The following is a 13274-nucleotide window of genomic DNA, read 5'->3' as shown; positions in this document are numbered from 1 at the left end:
GCGGGTGGCGCCGAGGCGTCAGCCCTTGACGGCGCCCTGGGTGACGCCTTCCATCACCCATCGCTGGGTGAACAGGTAGGCGACGATCGCGGGCGCCATCGCCATCAGGTACGAGGCGAAGGCGACGTTGTAGTTGTTGCTGAACTGGTTCTGGAACAGGTTCTGTCGCACCGGAAGGGTCTGCAGGTTCGGGTCGGAGATGATCAGCGACGGCATCATGAAGTCGTTCCACGCGTACAGGAAGGCGAAGATGCCGACCGTGGCGCTCATCGGAGCGAGCAGGGGGAAGATCAGTCTCCAGAAGGTCTGCCAGGTGGTCGCGCCGTCGATGCGCGCGCTCTCCTCGAGCTCGATCGGGATCGATCGCAGGAACGCGGTGAACAGCAGCACGCTGAAGCTGAGCTGGAACATCGTGGCGAGGATGATCACGCCCATCGGGTTGTCGAGCCCGACCCGGCCGGTCAGCTGGATCTGCGGCAGGGCGACCACCGGGAACGGGATGAACATCGCCGCGAGCAGGTAGAAGAACGAGTACCGGAAGAACCGGCGATCCCAGTTGCGCACGATGGCGTACGAGGCGAAGGCGGCGAGCACGATCGTCGCGATCACGGTTCCGGCGGTGACGGCCATCGAGATCGCCGCGCCGACAGGGAACTTTGTGAGGTTCCACGCCTGCACGAATCCGTCGACGCTGAACGGCGCGGGCAGCGAGAACGCGTTGCCGTCGACGGCCTGGCCGGTGGTCTTGAACGCCATCGAGATCGTGACGTAGAGCGGCAGCAGCACGGTGACCGCGCACAGGAGCAGGATGATGGTGCCCGACCAGTTGACGCGCTCCATCTTCTGACGCTGTCGGCGGCCCTCGGGTCCGAGGACGATGGCGGTGGTGGATGCCGTGGTGAGAGCAGGCTGGGTGGTCATCAGAGCGCATTCCTTCCGCGCGTCAGCGAGAGCTGGAGCAGGGAGATGAGGACGGCGACGATGAAGAAGATCGTCGCGTTCGCCATCTGGTAGGCGTAATCGCCGCCGTTGAAGCCCGCGATGATCGTCATCGCGACGCTGCGGGTGGAGGTGCCGGGTCCGCCGTTGGTGAGACCGACGATGATGTCGTAGGCGTTCAGGAAGCCCTTGAACCCGAGGATGACGTTGATCACCACGTACCCGGCCACCAGCGGCACCGTGATGCGCATCAGCTGCTGGGTCTTGGTTGCGCCGTCGATCGACGCCGCCTCGTACACGTCACCGGGCACCGACAGCAGCCCGGCGATGTAGATGAGCATCGTGCCCGGGATGGCCTGCCACGCCGTGACGATGACGATCGCGACCCACGCGAGGTCGGGGTTGGCCAGCAGGCTCGTCTGCAGCCACCCGATTCCGGTCGCCGCTCCGACCGCCGGGATCGAGTTGGAGAACAGGAAGTTGAAGACGTAGGCGATGATGATGCCCGAGATCACCATCGGGATGACGAAGACGGTGCGCAGGCCGGTCTTGAACCGGATGCGCGAGGTGAGCCCCACCGCGAGCAGGAACGCGACGATGTTCACGACGATCACCGTGGCGATCGAGAACCCGAAGGTGAACAGGTAGCTCTGCAGGATGGCCGGATCGCTGAACATCGCGATGTAGTTCGTCAGCCCGTTGAAGCTCCAGTCGCCGAGCCCGATCGAGTCGGTGAAGCTGAAGAAGATGCCGATCACGCCGGGGACGGTGATCGCCAGGGTGAACAGCACGAGGGTGGGGACGAGGAAGAGATAGTAGATCGGCTCGACGCGGCGACTGCTGCGCCGGCGGGTGCGGTCGCCCTGCGTGATGACCGTGGAGGTGGTGCTCATTCTGCCGACTCCTTCGTCTGGCTGGTGGGCGCCGGGGCGCGGAAGGCGATGCGCGCCCAGTCGGCGTCCATCGTGCGCAGGATGTCGGCGGGGTCGGCCCCGAGCACCATGGCCTGCGCGTAGTTGAAGACGGGGATCGTCTTGGGCACCAGCACCGACGGGCCCTGGTAGATGCGGCCGTCGTCGTAGTACTCGATCATCCCCTCGATGCGCGGATCGTCCGGCGCAGGCGCACCCTCGAGCGGGGTGAATCCAAGCTGCGACGCGTTGTACGCCTCGATGTGCTCGGGCAGGTAGAGGTACTCCAGGAAGTCCCTGGCGGCTTCCTTGTGCCGCGACTCCTCCGGGATCATCGCCGCGAGGTCCATGTTCACCCGCACGGCGAGGTCGTCGGGGTCGTCGGTCATCGGCAGCGGGAAGGTGCCGAGTTCGAGGTCGGGCGCGGTCTTGGCGATCTCGCTGAACGCCCACGGGCCCTGCAGGTACATGGCCGCTTCGCCCCGTGAGAAGGCGAGGTTGCCGTCGCCGTAGCCGCGGCTGGGAGCGTCATCGTTCGTGTACTCGGTCGCGAGGGTCAGCATCCGATCCATCGGCTCGGCGAAGTCCTTCTGAAACGACACCTCCGAATCGGGGCCGACCTCGGTGCCCTCCTTCGCCAGCGCGTCGAAGAAGTCGAGCACGTCGAGCGAACCGCCCACCGAGTAGTCGTACCACCCCTGACCGACGGTCCAGTCGTCTTTGAACGTGCCGTAGAACGGGGTGATGCCCGCCTCTGTCAGCTGGTCGGCGAGCTGCAGCAGCTCGTCCCAGGTGCGCGGCACCTCGAGCCCCTGCTCCTCGAAGATCTGCTTGTTGTAGATGACCGATGCGGCCATCACCGAGTACGGCAGGGCGCTCGTGCGCCCCTCGCACGACCCGTACTGCGCCATGAGCGGCTGCAGGTCGTCGCGCACGTTCTTCGCCGCGTCGGTGCCGCCGAGATCGCTGAGCGCGCAGCGCTGCACGAACCGAGCGACCTCGTAGTTGTAGTTGGCGAGCATGATGTCGGGCGGGTTTCCCCGGACGAAGCTCGCCGAGACGACGTCGACACCCGAGGTGTCGATCTCGACGCGCACGTCGTCCTGCGAGTCGTTGTAGTCGGCGACGACCTTCGTCATGAACTCGATCGCCTCGCGTTTGCTGAACGTGAAGCGGATGGTCTCGCGGCCGTCTGACGAGCAGCCGACGAGCGCGGAGCCGAGCAGCGCGAGCGCCGCAGCGCTCGCCGCCGCGCGCACCGCGCGAGGAGATTTCACAGACACCGTCGTCCTTTCGATCTGAAGATCCAGAGAGTAAATCTAATCACTAGATCTAATCGCTTGCCGGTACTCTCTCAGAGGGGAGGGAAGAGGTCAAGACCTGTGAGCGATATCTCCGCAGATCTCGGCACCGGCAGAGCCAGCGTCGGAGCGGTGCTGGACTACGCCTGGACCGCGGGAGAATTCACGGCGACGGATGCCATGGCATCCATCTCCATCACCCGATCCACCGCGATCGAAGCGCTCGCCACCCTGGTCGGCGCGAAGATCCTGACGGAGCTGCCGAATGCCAGAGCGGCTGGAGCGTATCGCGCCGGCCGCCCGGCCCGGCGCTTCACGCTCTCCCCCGACCTCGGTGTGGTGGCGGGCATCGACGCGGGCGACACGCATCTCGCGGTCACGATCGCCGATCTGCTCGACACCACGCTCGCGCATCGTCGTGTCGAACTCGACCCCCAGCAGACCCCGGCGCAACGACGAGCCACGATCCTGCAGCACCTCGATCGATCTCTGGCCGAAGCCGGCCACACCCCCGAGTCGCTGCTGGCGATCTGCGTGGGCGTCGCCGCTCCGGTCGACCGCGATGGCGCCTCTCCGCCGCATCCGCAGGGATTCTGGGAGCGCACCAACCCTGGCCTCGCGGCAGCGCTCGCCGACCGGGCGCCTGTCATCGAGGTCAAGAACGACGCGCTCGTCGCCGCCGTCGCGGAGGGCTCGCTGGGCGAGGCGGTCGGATGCCGCGACTACGTGGCGCTGCTGGCCGGTGAGCGCTTCGGCGGCGGGGTCGTCGTCGACGGTCACCTGCTGCACGGCGCGCACGGCGGCGTCGGCGAGGGCATCGTGTTCGATCACATCATCGGCGTGGGCTCGGCCTTCGGCCTGAGCTACGCGGTGCAGGACGAGGTGCGCGCCGCCGTGACCCTCGGCGAGATCGACGGCCGGGGGCCGGTCGGCGGGCTCTCGGACGCCGCCCGCATCGATCCGCGCACGGTGCTCGCGGCAGCCGCCGCCGGCGATCCGGACGCGGTGCTCGTCTGCTCGCGGGTCGGAGAGAAACTCGCGCGCATCGTGGGCGTGCTCGGCAGCATGTACGACCCCGCGCGCGTGATCGTGTGCGGGGCGATCGCCGAGAGCATCGAGCCCGTGGTCGCCGCGGCGCGCGCCGTGCTGCCCGATCAGCTGCACCTTCCAGCACCCGAGCTGCTCGCGTCGTCGCTGGGCGCGGAGGTCGTCTCGCTCGGCGCCGTGGCGACCGCGCGACGCGCAGCGCGCGAGCGCGCCGTGCCCCTGCTCGCCGAGCGCCGCCTCGCGCGCGCCTGACCCCCTTCTCCCCCACCCCAACCGCTACTCGCTCCGGTATGAGTTCGTGCCGCTTCTTGCGCCGGGAAGCGGCACAAACTCATACCGGAGCGAGAGGGCGGGCGTCAGTCGACGAGGAGGGCGGGCTCCTCGAGGATCGACGCGACGTCGGCGATGAAGCGGCTCATGCCGTCGCCGTCGATCACGCGGTGATCGAACGAGCCCGACACCGTCGTGACCCAGCGCGGGCGCACCTCGCCGTCGACCACCCACGGCTTCTGCGCGATCGTGCCCATGGCGACGATGCCGGCCTCGCCGGGGTTGATGATCGGCGTGCCCGCGTCCATGCCGAAGACGCCGATGTTCGTGATCGTGATCGTGCCGCCCTGCTGGTCGGCGGGGCTCGTCTTGCCCTCGCGGGCGGTGAGCGTCAGACGGTTCAGCGCGCGGGCGAGCTCCTTCATGCTGAGGTCCTGCGCGTCCTTGATGTTCGGCACCAGCAGGCCACGCGGGGTCGCGGCGGCGATGCCGAGATTCACGTAGTGGCGCACGGCGATCTCGGCACCTGCGTCGGTGTCGACCCAGGCCGCGTTGACCATCGGGGTGCGACGGGCGGCCCAGATCACGGCGCGGGCCATGACCAGCAGCGGCGACACGCGGATGTCGGCGTAGTCGGGCGAGGCCTTCAGCCGCTTCACCAGCTCCATCGTGCGCGTCGCGTCGATCTCCTTCCACACCGTCACATGCGGGGCGGAGTACGCGCTCTGCACCATCGCCGACGAGGTCGCCTTGCGCACGCCCTTGACGGGGATGGACTCGGAGCGCCCGTCGTCGACCCGCGGCGTGACGGGCAGCTTCTCCTCGCGCACAGCGCCCCACGCGGGAGTCTCGATGTTGCGGAACACGCTCGCCTGCTCGGCGTGCTTCACGACGTCGTCGCGCGTGACCTCGCCGTCGGCACCGGACGGCGTGACCTCGGTGAGGTCGACGTTCAGATCGCGCGCGAGCTTGCGGATCGGCGGCTTCGCGATCACTCCCACCGACGAGCGCACCGGGCCACGCCCACTGGGCCCCTGCGCCTGTCGCGGGGTGCGGCGCCGCGAGGTCGCCCCTCCCCCGGTGCCGTAGCCGACGAGCACCGAGCCGCCGCCCTCGTCGGTCGCCGGCGGTGCGGCGGGATCCTTCGGGTTCGCCGCGATACCGGCATCCGCAGCCTCGGCCTCCGACACGAAGGTGATGATCGGCGATCCGACCTCCACCGTGACGCCCTCGGCGACCAGCAGCTCGCCGACGACGCCGGCGTGCGGAGACGGCAGCTCGACCAGCGACTTCGCGGTCTCGATCTCGCAGATGACGTCGTTGACCGCGACGGCGTCGCCGGGGGCGACCTTCCAGGCGACGAGCTCGGCCTCGGTGAGACCCTCGCCGACGTCGGGCAGGGTGAAGGTTTCGGTGGTCATGACAGATGCCCTCCGGGGGATCAGTAGGCGAGCGAGCGGTCGACGGCTTCGAGGATGCGGTCGGCATCCGGCAGGTAGGTGCCCTCGAGCTTGGCCGGCGGGAACGGAGCGTCGAAGCCCGACACCCGCAGCACCGGCGCCTCGAGCGCGTAGAACGCGCGCTCCATCACGGTCGCGGCGATCTCGCTGCCGACGCTCGTGTGACCCGGCGCCTCCTGCGCATAGATCATGCGGCCGGTGGAGCGCACCGAGTCGAGGATCGGACCGTAGTCGACCGGGGAGAGCGAGCGCACGTCGACGACCTCGCAGCTCGTGCCCTCGGCCTCGGCGAGTGCGGCCGCCTGCAGCAGGGTGGTCACCATGGCACCGTGGCCGACGAGAGTCACGTCGGTGCCGCGGCGCACCACGCGGGATGCGTGCAGGGGCAGGGCGGATGCCTCGAGCTCGACCTCGCCCTTCTGCCAGTAGCGGCTCTTCGGCTCGAGGAAGATCACCGGATCGTTCGACCGGATCGCCTCCTGGATCATCCAGTAGGCGTCGTTCGACGTCGACGGCGCGACCACCCGCAGACCCGGTGTGTGCGCGAAGTACGCCTCGGGGCTCTCCTGGTGGTGCTCGACGGCTCCGATGTGCCCGCCGTAGGGGATGCGGATCACGACGGGCATCGACAGAGCACCCTCGTGCCGGTTGGTGAGCTTCGCGAGCTGCGAGGTGATCTGGTCGAAGGCGGGGAACACGAAGCCGTCGAACTGGATCTCGACCACCGGGCGGAAGCCGGCCATCGCGAGGCCGATCGCGGTGCCCACGATGCCGGATTCGGCGAGCGGGGTGTCGAGCACGCGGTGGTCGCCGAAGTCACGCTGCAGGTGCTCGGTGATGCGGAAGACGCCGCCCAGGCGGCCGATGTCCTCGCCCATCAGCAGCACGCGCGGGTCGTCCTCCATCGCCTTGCGAAGGCCGGCGTTCAGCGCCCTCGACATGGGCATCGACTCGATGGTCACGATGCACTCCCCTCGAACGAGGCCTCGTAGTCGTCCAGCCAGGCCTTCTGCTCGGCCATCAGCGGGTGCGGGTCGCTGTAGACGTGATCGAAGATCAGCGATCGCTCCGGCGAGGCGAGGGTGACGGCGCGGCGGCGGAGGTCTTCGGCGGCGTCCGCCGCCTCGGCATCCGTCTCGTCGAACAGGGATGCCGGCGCGCCCCGCCCCTCGAGGAACGCGCGCATCCGCGCGATCGGGTCGCGCTGCGCCCAGCGCTGCTCCTCATCCGAGCCGCGGTACTTGGTGGGGTCGTCGCTCGTGGTGTGCGCGCCCATGCGGTAGGTGACCGCCTCGATCGCGCGCGGGCCGAGGCCGCTGCGGGTCTCGTCGAGCAGCGCGCGCGAGACGGCGTAGCTGGCGAGCACGTCGTTGCCGTCGACGCGCACCGACGGGATGCCGTACCCCGCGCCACGGCCGACCAGCGGCACCTTCGACTGCGTCTGGACGGGAACCGAGATCGCCCAGTGGTTGTTCTGCAGGAAGAACAGCACGGGAGCGTCGTAGCTGGCGGCGAAGACCATGGCCTCGTGCACGTCGCCCTGGCTGGATGCGCCATCGCCGTAGTAGGCGACGACGGCCTCGTCGCGGTCGACGTCACCCGTGCCGGTGCGCCCGTCGAAGCTGAGCCCCATCGCGTAGCCGGCGGCGTGCAGCGTCTGCGACCCGAGCACCAGCGTGTAGATCCGGGTGTTGCCGTTCTTCGCATCGAGGGGGTTCCAGCCGCCGTGCGAGGTGCCGCGCATCACCTTGAGGATGTCGACCGGATCGACGCCGCGGATGCGGGTGACCGCGTGCTCGCGGTACGAGGGGAACAGGGTGTCCTGCGTGCGGGCCGCCCGCGCGGACCCGACCTGCGCGGCCTCCTGACCGCGACTCGGCGGCCACAGCGCGAGCTGGCCCTGACGCTGCAGGTTGGTCGCCTGGGTGTCGATCGCGCGGATGACGACCATGTCTCGGTAGAACTGCTCGAGCTCGGCGTCGGTCAGCGCGTCGATGAGGGGCAGGTAGCGCTCGGCGTCAGCCGAGGGTGCGTAGCTGCCGTCGTCGGCGAGGACGCGAACGAGGGGTGCTTCGATCGGGGTCACCCGACCACGCTACCCACGTCGGCATGCCAGGTCACGCATACCTAGGGGTTCCTCGTAAGTGCCCGGCATCTGGACTTCTCGTGTCAGAGCAGCGACTTCGCGACGGCCAGCACGCGATCGATCGACTCCTCTTCGCCGACCGAGATGCGGATGCCGTCACCCGAGAACGGGCGCACGATCAGGTCGGCGGCGTCGAAGGCTGCGGCGACCTCGTCGGTGCGCTCACCGGCGGGCAGCCAGACGAAGTTCGCCTGCGAGTCGGGGACCTGCCAGCCCTGCGCCCGCAGGCCGCCGATCAGGCGGGTGCGCCGTTCGACGATGACCGAGATCCGCTCGCGAAGCTCGGCCTCGGCGTCGAGACTGGCGATCGCCGCGCGCTCTGCCGCGCTTGTCACCGAGAGCGGGATGCCCGTGGTGCGCGCGGCGTCGAGCACGCGCGGATGCCCGATCGCGTAGCCCACGCGCAGACCGGCCAGGCCGTACGCCTTGGAGAAGGTGCGCAGCACGACCACGTTCGGATGACGCTCGAAGACACGCTCGCCGAGACCGTCGACGGCGTCGGGCGCGGTGACGAACTCGGCGTACGCCTCGTCGAGGATGATCAGCACGTCCTGCGGCACACGGGCGACGAAGGCGGCGAACTCGGCGCTGCTGACGACCGGACCGGTCGGGTTGTTCGGGGTGCACACGATCACCACGCGGGTGCGGTCGGTGACGGCATCCGCCATCGCGTCGAGGTCGTGCCTGGCGCCGGACGTGAGGGGCACCTGCACGCCGGTCGCGCCGGCGACGAGCGGAAGGCTCGGATACGCCTCGAACGAGCGCCAGGCGTAGACGACCTCATCGCCGACCGACGCGGTGCCGAGTACGAGCTGGTGCAGGATCGACACCGACCCCGCGGCGACATGCACCGCGTCGGGCTCGACGCCGTACTTCTCGCCGAGGCGGGCGCGCAGGGCCGCTGCGGATGCGTCGGGGTAGCGGTTGATCGGAGTAGTCGTCTGCAGGGCCTCGAGCACCGACGGGAGCGGCTCGAAGGGGTTCTCGTTGCTCGAGAGCTTGAAGGCGTCCGGCCCCGCCTGCTTGCCCTGGCGGTACGGCGGCAGGGCGGCGATCTCAGGACGGATGCGGGGCAGGGTCGGCTCGGTCACGGGATCAGTCTAAGAGCGGCCGTCGCCGTGCAACGCCGCCGTCCCGTCCCTTCGCGCAAGAGCGGATGCGTGACAGGATCAGCACATGCGATTCCTCATCCGCGTCGTCATCAACGCCTTCGCCATCTGGGTCGTCACGCTGATCCCGGTTCTCGGAGTCGGCATCCGGCCGTTCGCCCCTGGCGGCGACCTGCAGGTCGCGCTGACCCTGCTCGCCGTCGGTGCGGTCTTCGCGCTGGTCAACTCGATCATCGGCACGGTGATCCGCATCGTGGCGTTCCCGCTGTACATCCTCACGCTCGGCCTGATCTCGTTCGTCATCAACGGCCTGCTGCTCTGGATCACCGCGTGGATCACCAGCGCGTTCAGCTGGGGGCTGACCGTCGAATCGTTCTGGTGGGGTGTGGTCGCGGCTTTCCTGATCTCGGTCATCAACGCGATCCTCGGCGGCATCCTGCGACCGCAGGAGAAGAAGAAGCGCCGCTGATCGGCGCGCGCGCCCTGGGCTCACGGCCGGGTCGCCTGGAACTCCATGCGCTCGACCGAGACGATGTCACCGGCCTCCGCCCGCAGACTCGCGTGCAGACTCTTCACGCGCGCGTCACCCGAGGCGTCCGCCCGGGAGATCGTCTCGTCGTAGGCATCGCGGAAGTGCGAGGGAACCGAGCTGAGCTCGTTCTTCGTCGCGTATTCGCGCGAGACGGTGATGCTCTGCGGCGATCCGGTCGCATGTGCCGGGCCGCCCGCGGTCAAGCCGGCGCCGACCGGGTCGTCGGTGTGGAAGATGCGGATGAGGGTCTGATCCGCGCCCAGTGACGGCACGGCAGGGCTCCCGACGATCATCACCCGGGGCGTCCGGTACATGCCGCTCATCGCCACGGCCCCGGCGATCGCCGCACCCTGCGAGTATCCCACCAGGTCCACACGCGCCCCCTCCTCCGCACCAGACAGCCGGAGCGCCTCGACGGTCGCCGCGTACGCCGCGCTCTGCTCGCGGTCGACGTAGAGGTCCCAGTTCGATCCCATGTCCCACGGGTCGCTGCCGCCGCTGGTCATCCGGCGGGTGCCGTCGATGTACGCGACGAATGAGACCGCACCACCGGCGTGGGTGCGCTTCTCGACGGCGACCTGTGCTGCGCCTCCGGGCAGGCGCGTGACCAGCTGCGTGAGCGTCACGGCCGATCCCGTGACGGATGACGTCGACACCCGCCGGACGGCGACGGGCGGTGCGGCCCCCGTGATGACGGTGCCGCGCGGGACCGTTCCGGCCGCCGTCGTGCCGTCGCGGAGCATGCCGACGAGCATCCGCATCGGAAGCGCGGCGTGCATGCTGTAGGCGCCCCACGCGATCGAATCCAGCGACTGGTCGAAGAGGCCCGTCGTGGATGATGCCTGCCACGTCGAGGTGAGGGTGAGTGCCATGGTGTCCAGCTGCTCGTTCGAGGCGAGCAGCTCATCGATGCGGGTCTGCAGGCGGTCGGCTTCTGTCGGCCGCCTGATCGAGAGCATCTCCTGCTCGGCGCGCAGATCGGCCAGTTCGAAGGCATCCGCCATGATCGCCGTGCCCGCGGCATCGGAGGCGAGATCCGCACTCTCGTCTGCGAGCCTCTGCGCCGTCACCCACAGCGCCGACAGATCGATGCACGTCGGCGCGCTGCGCGTCGCGGCGAGCACCCGGTGCGCGCGGCGGACGCTCTCCCCGGCGTCGGCCAGCCGCGCGGCCACCGCGGCCATCCGATCGGACACCGCCCGCATCTGGTCGGGGTCGACGGCGATCGCTCCCCCGCCGGTGATCTGCAGGTCGCCGCTCATGTGATCCCCCGGAGGCAGTCATCGCGATGCGCGACGACCTCCGCGCTGTGCGCGTCGGCCTCGCGGCGTCGTTCGATGAGCGAGGCGCGCAGGATCTCGACGGCATCCGCTCGCCAGTGGGAGTCGGCGATCAGCCGCGACAGCTCGATGCGCACCTGCGTGAGCGTGTCGAACGCATCGTCGAGCAGGCGCACGCCGCCGAGGAGGGCGGCCATCTCGTCAGCCGACGATGCGCTGGGAGGGGTGATCGCGAACATGTCTCCAGGGTGCGCGGCTCTGCGCGCCCTGACCCCCGCGAATCCCGGCAGCTGTGCACAAGTCGACAGGATCCGCGATTGGGGACGGAGGTGGTTGCGGGCACAATGGTGTGATGACCGACCCGGATCCCTTCCGCGTCATCTTCGTCTGCACAGGCAACATCTGTCGCTCCCCGATGGCCGAAGTGGTGCTTCGTGCGCTCTCCGCGCAGAACGGGCTCGGCGCGCGCGTCATCTCGCGCAGCGCCGGCACCGGCGACTGGCACGTCGGCGAGCGCGCGGACGGTCGCACGCTCGACGCCCTCAGTCGGCGCGGACTCGACGGGTCGCACCATCGCGCCAGGCAGTTCAGCGCGGCAGCCTTCTCGGAGAACGATCTGATCGTCGCGCTCGATCGCACCCACGAGCGAATCCTGCGGGCCTGGGCCCACAACGAGGACGATGAGGGCAAGGTCACTCTGCTGCGCGCGTTCGACCCGCACGCGTCGAGCATGGACGTGCCGGATCCTTACTACGCCGGCCCTGCGATGTTCGATTCGGTGCTCGGTATGATTGAGACCGCCACCCGCGGCCTCTTCGCCCAGCTCGAACCGGCTGTGCGGGCATCCCATCGCCGTCTCGCGTGACGCGGGACCCTGAGCAGGAGGACCTGCCCTGACTTCTCTGCCTTCGCTCCCGACCCAGCCGCTCAGCCCGCTCGACGGTCGCTATCAGGCCGCCGTCTCCGGCCTCGCCGACTACCTGTCCGAGGCAGGGCTCAACCGCGCCCGCGTCGAGGTCGAGGTGGAGTGGCTGATCGCGCTGACCGACCGGTCGCTGTTCGAGACGTCGCCGCTGGCGGATGCCGATAAGGAGCGACTGCGCGCGCTGTACCGCGACTTCGGTCAGGCCGAGATCGACTGGCTGGCCGAGAAGGAGGCCGTCACGCAGCACGATGTGAAGGCCATCGAGTACCTCGTGCGCGATCGCCTGCAGACGCTGGGCCTGGATGCCATCGCCGAGCTCACCCACTTCGCGTGCACCAGTGAGGACATCAACTCCGCCTCCTACGCCCTCACCGTCAAGCGCGCCGTCGAGCAGGTGTGGCTGCCCGCCCTCGACCTCGTGATCGCGAAGCTGCGCGAGCTGGCCGTCGAGCACGCCGACGCGGCCATGCTGTCGCGCACGCACGGACAGCCCGCGACCCCGTCGACCATGGGCAAGGAGCTCGCCGTCTTCGCATGGCGCCTCGAGCGCGTGCGCGGCCAGATCGCGGCATCCGACTACCTGGCGAAGTTCTCCGGCGCGACCGGCACGTGGTCGGCGCACCTGTCGGCCGATCCGGATGCCGACTGGCCCACGATCGCCCGCGAGTACATCGAGGGCATGGGCCTGGGGTTCAACGTGCTCACCACGCAGATCGAGTCGCACGACTGGCAGGTCGAGCTGTACGACCGGGTGCGCCACGCCGGCGGCATCCTGCACAACCTCGCCACCGACATCTGGACGTACATCTCGCTGGGCTACTTCGCGCAGATCCCCGTCGCCGGCGCGACCGGTTCGTCGACGATGCCGCACAAGATCAACCCGATCCGGTTCGAGAACGCCGAGGCCAACCTCGAGCTGTCGGGCGCGCTGCTGAACTCCCTCTCTCAGACCCTCGTCACGAGCCGTCTGCAGCGCGACCTCACCGACTCCACCACGCAGCGCAACATCGGCGTCGCGTTCGGGCACTCGCTGCTCGCGCTCGACAACCTGCGCCGCGGGCTGAACGCGATCTCGCTGCGCCGCGAGGTGCTGCTCGACGACCTCGACCACAACTGGGAGGTGCTCGCCGAGGCCATCCAGACCGTCATCCGCGCCGAGGTGGTCGCCGGCCGCTCGACGATCAGCGACCCGTACGCGTTGCTCAAAGAGCTCACCCGTGGTCACCGCGTGGGTGCGGCGGAGCTGGCGGAGTTCGTCGGGAAGCTCGAGATCGGGGATGCCGCGAAGCAGCGCCTGCTCGCGCTGACTCCGGCCACCTACACGGGTATCGCCGAGCGTCTGGCTCGCTGAGCC

Annotated in this window: 13 protein-coding genes; 4 read left to right on the top strand and 9 right to left on the bottom strand. The window is 69.2% G+C overall.

Annotated elements, in window-relative coordinates:
* Window positions 1-18: 18 nt before the first annotated feature.
* The 3 genes from H9633_RS06015 to H9633_RS06005 are packed head-to-tail and all read right to left on the bottom strand — an operon-like array spanning window position 19 to window position 3133.
* Window positions 19-921 carry a carbohydrate ABC transporter permease gene (locus H9633_RS06015; RefSeq protein WP_191712449.1) on the bottom strand — a complete coding sequence of 301 codons (903 nt, stop codon included), beginning with the start codon at window positions 919-921 and terminating at the stop codon, window positions 19-21.
* On the bottom strand, window positions 921-1832 hold the full coding sequence (locus tag H9633_RS06010; protein ID WP_071644561.1) for a carbohydrate ABC transporter permease: 912 nt from the start codon (window positions 1830-1832) through the stop codon (window positions 921-923). The genes H9633_RS06015 and H9633_RS06010 overlap by 1 nt, the downstream gene beginning before the upstream one ends.
* Window positions 1829-3133 (bottom strand): ABC transporter substrate-binding protein, encoded by a 1305-nt coding sequence (locus tag H9633_RS06005; protein ID WP_191712448.1) that lies wholly within the window; start codon window positions 3131-3133, stop codon window positions 1829-1831. The genes H9633_RS06010 and H9633_RS06005 overlap by 4 nt, the downstream gene beginning before the upstream one ends.
* 99 nt (window positions 3134-3232) lie before the next feature.
* Between H9633_RS06005 and H9633_RS06000 the strand changes: the two genes are divergently transcribed.
* A complete protein-coding gene (locus tag H9633_RS06000; RefSeq protein WP_191712447.1) occupies window positions 3233-4450 on the top strand; it encodes an ROK family protein in 1218 nt (405 codons plus the stop codon).
* 104 nt (window positions 4451-4554) lie between these two features.
* On the opposite strand, the gene H9633_RS05995 is transcribed toward H9633_RS06000, so the two are convergent.
* The 4 genes from H9633_RS05995 to H9633_RS05980 form a co-directional block, all read right to left on the bottom strand.
* Window positions 4555-5889: a dihydrolipoamide acetyltransferase family protein gene (locus tag H9633_RS05995; protein ID WP_191712446.1), complete on the bottom strand. Its 1335-nt coding sequence runs from the start codon at window positions 5887-5889 to the stop codon at window positions 4555-4557.
* A gap of 20 nt (window positions 5890-5909) precedes the next feature.
* Window positions 5910-6875, bottom strand: a complete 966-nt coding sequence (locus H9633_RS05990) for an alpha-ketoacid dehydrogenase subunit beta (RefSeq protein WP_191712949.1) — start codon at window positions 6873-6875, stop codon at window positions 5910-5912.
* An 11-nt stretch (window positions 6876-6886) separates the two neighbouring features.
* Window positions 6887-8014: a thiamine pyrophosphate-dependent enzyme gene (locus H9633_RS05985; protein ID WP_191712445.1), complete on the bottom strand. Its 1128-nt coding sequence runs from the start codon at window positions 8012-8014 to the stop codon at window positions 6887-6889.
* Window positions 8015-8097: 83 nt separating this feature from the next.
* On the bottom strand, window positions 8098-9165 hold the full coding sequence (locus H9633_RS05980; protein ID WP_191712444.1) for a histidinol-phosphate transaminase: 1068 nt from the start codon (window positions 9163-9165) through the stop codon (window positions 8098-8100).
* 85 nt (window positions 9166-9250) lie between these two features.
* On the opposite strand from H9633_RS05980, the gene H9633_RS05975 reads away from it, so the two are divergent.
* Complete coding sequence (locus tag H9633_RS05975) at window positions 9251-9652, top strand: phage holin family protein (RefSeq protein ID WP_191712443.1); 402 nt, start codon at window positions 9251-9253, stop codon at window positions 9650-9652.
* Window positions 9653-9672: 20 nt separating this feature from the next.
* Here the strand turns inward: H9633_RS05975 and H9633_RS05970 are convergent, their stop codons facing one another.
* Window positions 9673-10977: a hypothetical protein gene (locus H9633_RS05970; protein ID WP_191712442.1), complete on the bottom strand. Its 1305-nt coding sequence runs from the start codon at window positions 10975-10977 to the stop codon at window positions 9673-9675.
* The gene (locus tag H9633_RS05965; protein ID WP_191712441.1) at window positions 10974-11234 is read right to left on the bottom strand and encodes a hypothetical protein; all 261 of its coding nucleotides are present in this window, start codon (window positions 11232-11234) and stop codon (window positions 10974-10976) included. Before H9633_RS05965 ends, H9633_RS05970 begins: the two co-directional genes overlap by 4 nt.
* Before the next feature lie 113 nt (window positions 11235-11347).
* On the opposite strand from H9633_RS05965, the gene H9633_RS05960 reads away from it, so the two are divergent.
* Window positions 11348-11860, top strand: a complete 513-nt coding sequence (locus tag H9633_RS05960; protein WP_071641175.1) for a low molecular weight protein-tyrosine-phosphatase — start codon at window positions 11348-11350, stop codon at window positions 11858-11860.
* A 37-nt stretch (window positions 11861-11897) separates the two neighbouring features.
* Entirely contained in the window at window positions 11898-13271 is a 1374-nt protein-coding gene (purB, locus tag H9633_RS05955; RefSeq protein WP_071641177.1) for an adenylosuccinate lyase, read from the top strand.
* Window positions 13272-13274: the final 3 nt, after the last annotated feature.

It is taken from the genome of Microbacterium commune (genome assembly GCF_014836945.1).
In the GTDB taxonomy this organism is placed as follows: Bacteria; Actinomycetota; Actinomycetes; order Actinomycetales; family Microbacteriaceae; genus Microbacterium; species Microbacterium commune.
This window is presented reverse-complemented; position numbering and strand designations above follow the sequence as displayed.

Excerpts from the sequence above, each read along its gene's own strand:
- H9633_RS05990 (WP_191712949.1), bottom strand. The coding sequence starts at position 6,875 with ATGCCCATGTCGAGGGCGCTGAACGCCGGCCTTCGCAAGGCGATGGAG.
- H9633_RS05995 (WP_191712446.1), bottom strand. The coding sequence starts at position 5,889 with ATGACCACCGAAACCTTCACCCTGCCCGACGTCGGCGAGGGTCTCACC.
- H9633_RS05965 (WP_191712441.1), bottom strand. The coding sequence starts at position 11,234 with ATGTTCGCGATCACCCCTCCCAGCGCATCGTCGGCTGACGAGATGGCC.
- H9633_RS05960 (WP_071641175.1), top strand. The coding sequence starts at position 11,348 with ATGACCGACCCGGATCCCTTCCGCGTCATCTTCGTCTGCACAGGCAAC.
- H9633_RS06015 (WP_191712449.1), bottom strand. The coding sequence starts at position 921 with ATGACCACCCAGCCTGCTCTCACCACGGCATCCACCACCGCCATCGTC.
- H9633_RS05970 (WP_191712442.1), bottom strand. The coding sequence starts at position 10,977 with ATGAGCGGCGACCTGCAGATCACCGGCGGGGGAGCGATCGCCGTCGAC.
- H9633_RS05975 (WP_191712443.1), top strand. The coding sequence starts at position 9,251 with ATGCGATTCCTCATCCGCGTCGTCATCAACGCCTTCGCCATCTGGGTC.
- H9633_RS06010 (WP_071644561.1), bottom strand. The coding sequence starts at position 1,832 with ATGAGCACCACCTCCACGGTCATCACGCAGGGCGACCGCACCCGCCGG.